The sequence below is a fragment of the Streptomyces sp. NPDC006476 genome, from assembly GCF_040612015.1.
Taxonomy (GTDB): Bacteria; Actinomycetota; Actinomycetes; order Streptomycetales; family Streptomycetaceae; genus Streptomyces; species Streptomyces griseorubiginosus_B.
This window is the reverse complement of sequence record NZ_JBEXPK010000209.1, coordinates 1-3,552: the sequence shown is the minus strand read 5'-3', so window position 1 is coordinate 3,552 and position 3,552 is coordinate 1. Positions and strand designations below refer to the sequence as shown.

At 63.7% G+C, this 3,552-nt stretch carries 4 protein-coding genes and 1 pseudogene; 3 read left to right on the top strand and 2 right to left on the bottom strand.

Features of this window, described 5'->3' with window-relative positions; all coding sequences use genetic code 11:
• Positions 1 to 252: hypothetical protein (locus tag ABZZ74_RS52960; RefSeq protein WP_356951277.1), on the top strand; the 252-nt coding region annotated here is incomplete at its 5' end.
• Between the two features lie 33 nt (positions 253 to 285).
• Here the strand turns inward: ABZZ74_RS52960 and ABZZ74_RS52955 are convergent.
• Positions 286 to 684, bottom strand: coding sequence for a hypothetical protein (locus ABZZ74_RS52955; protein ID WP_356951276.1), 399 nt, complete (start codon positions 682 to 684; stop codon positions 286 to 288).
• A gap of 398 nt (positions 685 to 1,082) precedes the next feature.
• Here ABZZ74_RS52955 and ABZZ74_RS52950 point away from each other — a divergent pair, with 398 nt between their 5' ends.
• Together ABZZ74_RS52950 and ABZZ74_RS52945 are read left to right on the top strand one after the other, a co-directional pair.
• Complete coding sequence (locus tag ABZZ74_RS52950) at positions 1,083 to 1,550, top strand: transposase (RefSeq protein WP_356951275.1); 468 nt, start codon at positions 1,083 to 1,085, stop codon at positions 1,548 to 1,550.
• Between the two features lie 926 nt (positions 1,551 to 2,476).
• Positions 2,477 to 2,887, top strand: coding sequence for a hypothetical protein (locus ABZZ74_RS52945; protein ID WP_356951274.1), 411 nt, complete (start codon positions 2,477 to 2,479; stop codon positions 2,885 to 2,887).
• 12 nt (positions 2,888 to 2,899) lie between these two features.
• Here the strand turns inward: ABZZ74_RS52945 and ABZZ74_RS52940 are convergent.
• Positions 2,900 to 3,471, bottom strand: a pseudogene (locus tag ABZZ74_RS52940) (transcriptional regulator).
• Between the last annotated feature and the right edge of the window lie 81 nt (positions 3,472 to 3,552).

The window sequence follows — 3,552 nt, the reverse complement described above, 5'->3', positions numbered from 1 at the left end:
GTCACCCCGCTCAACCGAGCTTCGGTCTTCCACATCACGGACCGCTCACCTGCGGAAACGTCTCAATCCCGGACCTTGCGTCAGCCCTGGGGTGCGGATGGCGAAGTCGCACACCTGAAGCGCCCGTGCAGCACGCCGCAGCAGGGAGTGGACAAATCCTGTGGACGGTTCGGCGCCGGTCAGCGAGGTGAGGATGTCCACCACGCGGTGGACCGGGACGAAAACGAGACCGCACCACCTCAACTTCGTTGAGGTGGTGCGGTCTCGTTCAAGAAGAGGGCTCATTCAATCCGAGTTGCAGCCGCCAGTAATGCTGTCACCCGTATAATTGGGGTCGCCTCCCGCTGAAACACTAAAGCAGTAATCCCTATCAAGAGGAACCTTCGTCAAGCTAACCTTGTTGGTACCTTCGACTTCCACGCTAATGGAACCGCCGTCGCCGCCGTCTGTGAAATACCACAGCGCTCGGCCGCCACTCCTGGTGTTTTGCACCCACGAGTAGACCAAATTGCCTCGCCCGGCATAGAGCTGCGCATTAGCCCTCCACAGGGGAGCGGCATGGGTCGATATGAGAACGAAGTGCCGGTCGCCTGCTGCAGCATTGGCGGAGCCGGCGTCAACGGCAGTGATACCTAGCGAGAGTGAGAGTGCGGCGAGAATGGCCGCCGTCCTGGTCTGCGCCATGACTTCTCCTTAATCCGACTATGATCAATAGCCAGTATGTCAATCTCGACCGGTCCACGATAGAGTCAAATAGCCTAACCTTGATCCTTCAGATGTGATCGCTGCCGGTCGAGTGTGGACGGTGATCCTCGCCGGCAGGTGGTATAAATACTCCAGTATCGCCCCTTGTTTTGCGCACTTCATATGCGAATCCGAATGAGAATGTCATTGTTGTGTGGTGGGTGTCTTGCCTCGATCCACCGCGTGAATTCTGATCACGGGTGTCGGGCGGGTTCCGGGTGTTTTTCGGGACGCGGGCAGCGGTGATTGCCGGGTCTTCAAAGTTGAGCGGTGCGGAGGTAAACATTCAGACGATGTCTCACGTGGTGGCGTGGTGAGCTGCGGCATGATTGCTCTTCGTGGGTGCTGATCTGTCGCAGCGGCTGGTTCCTGACGGGTTATGGGATCTGGCCGCGCCGTTGCTGCCGTCGTTCACGCCGCGCCGCCAGGGCGGCGGGACGGCGCCGCTGGACGAGCGGGCCGTGTTCACCGCCGTGGTGTACGTGCTGACCAGTGGGTGCGCATGGAGGCATCTGCCGCCCACGTTTGGTGTCTCGCCGGCCACCGCGCACCGCCGCTTCTCCGCCTGGACGAAGGCGGGACTGTGGCGTCGGCTGCACCGGGCGGTGCTGGACGAGCTCGGCGCACGTGGGGAGCTGGACTGGACGTCAGTGATCGTCGACTTCTACCTTGGAATACACCAAGGGAGAGGACGCTACATACTTGACGCCGGGGTGGTCAGTTACGGCAGGAATGGCACTAATGGGAGCTGCAGCTTTACGTATACAACCCCCGGCCGCTACATCCACTCCGAAATCAGCGCGTAGACGATCAAAATTGACACCGGGATCGCACTCTACCGAAATCAGGACTGGGGAATTCCCGATTGGCTCATCGATTCGCCGGATACCCAATACGTGGGCGCGCCTCCTCAGCGACGTGAAGTCGCTGTCAAGATACGAGCGATAGGCCAGCCTCAGCAGAGGAGCCAGCTTCGAGTATTGCATATCACGGCCTCGCTTCAACGCCGCTCACTCAGTGCGCCAACCATCAAGGACAAGCGCCATACCATCAGCGTAACCGAATGACTTTGGAGCGCCACTCGATCACCCAAGCGATGAGCAGGATGAATCGGGCGGCGTTCGGGGAACAGCGCGGACTGCATCAGTCGCGTTGAAACGGCACGTCTGGCAGCAGATCAACCGGTTGATTTACGGGGCTGTTACGGCGGCTGTAGATAGCTGCTGGTGTTTTTTTGATCATGGTGTGGTGTCGGTGTATGTGTGCCAGCGGCGGTGGCAGAGGCGGGCGCGGTGTTGATGGCGGCGGCGCCAGGTGGACCACCACAGGCGTGGTCGCGGTCTCGTCGGGGCGGCGGAAGGATCAAGGTCCGTAGCAGGCGGGGGAGTTCGTGGCTGCTGAGGGGGTCGAGATCGGCCTCGGCGGGATCGTTCCGGCCGGGGTCTGGGCGGCTCGCTCGAGGGCGGCGGCCACGGTCGATCAGACAGTGCCCGGCGCTGGTGGCAAAGGTGAGGTACAGAGCGACCTGGCACAAATCCACGCCGCCGACCAAGCCGGAGTACTGGTGGGCCGCGGACGATCATCCGTCTGTGCGACGTTTGGGCTGCGGTGAACTTCGATGGCGCTACGCCACGGAAGCATCATGCGAAGCCTGCCCGACCTCAACTCCACCAACCAGAACGACACTTAGTCGCGACAGTCTACTCGCCATGATGACGGCTACTCTTCCGGCGTGGCCGATGAGAAGGACAGCGCGAACAGCTCGATCCGGCGCCAGCCGTGGGAGCTGGTGGTGTCCACCATCGTGTCGGAGCTCTTTGGCCTCGCTTTCTGTGGGGTCGCCGCCCTGGTGTTCTGGCCGTTCGGATGGCTGCCCGACCCCGTCTTTTACCTCGGCATGCCGGCCATGTTCGCGGCTGGGCCGGTGGGCGACATGTACCGCACAGGACCGCCTCGCCGGCTCGCCGCTGTGGCCGTCTTCCTTATGACGATGACGGTGGCACTGCTTTTCGGCGCAACAGCGGACTGGGCCTTTCCGCCGCTGGCTGACCACGACGTCGGTCTCTTTGCGGGCTTCTTGGTCAGTGCGCCTGTCGGCGCGGGTGTATTCGCCTGGTTCTCCAACAGGGCGAACGTTGCCTGATGCGGCACGAGGTCATGCGGCGAACCCGACATTGGTGACGTACTCGTACTGGCCCCACTGCGAGCCGAGGTCGACGACCTGGTCGACCCAGGCTTCGTCGAGCTCCTGGTCGTCGCCGGCCGCCCAGGCGGCGACGATGCGGTCCCAGCGGCGCACGTTCAGCGTGCGGAATTCCACGACGCGCTGGCGGGGCCGGTCGACCTGCGACTGGTTGACCGGGTGGATCTCCACGCGGGTGCCGCGGCCCTCGCGGTTGAGGCGGGCGGTCAGATAGCGGGCGACGTTTTCCCGCCGCACGGTGCGGTACGCCTGCTCGATCCGCTCCAGGTTCCTCCTCGAGGGCGCGCGGGCGCCCTCGAGCCAGGCACGTAGGGTGCGGTCGGTGACAGTCAGACCGGCGGCCCGGGCGGCGGCGCGGGCGTGGTCGGTACGCGTGAGGTAGTGCAGGCGGGCCAGGAGGCCTCGCCGGGCGGTAACGGGGGTGGCGATGTAGCTGGCGAGGGCGTCCAGCTGGCGGGCGACGGCTCGTGGCCCTTGATGCCGCGGGCGCCGTACTTGCCGAACTCGATGTTCCGCTCAGGCATGGTGTCTTCCGGTCCTCGGGTGTGGATCACTGTACGGCGCTGTGAGCGCCGATCACCCGTCCCGGCGGGGAGTTGGTGCCG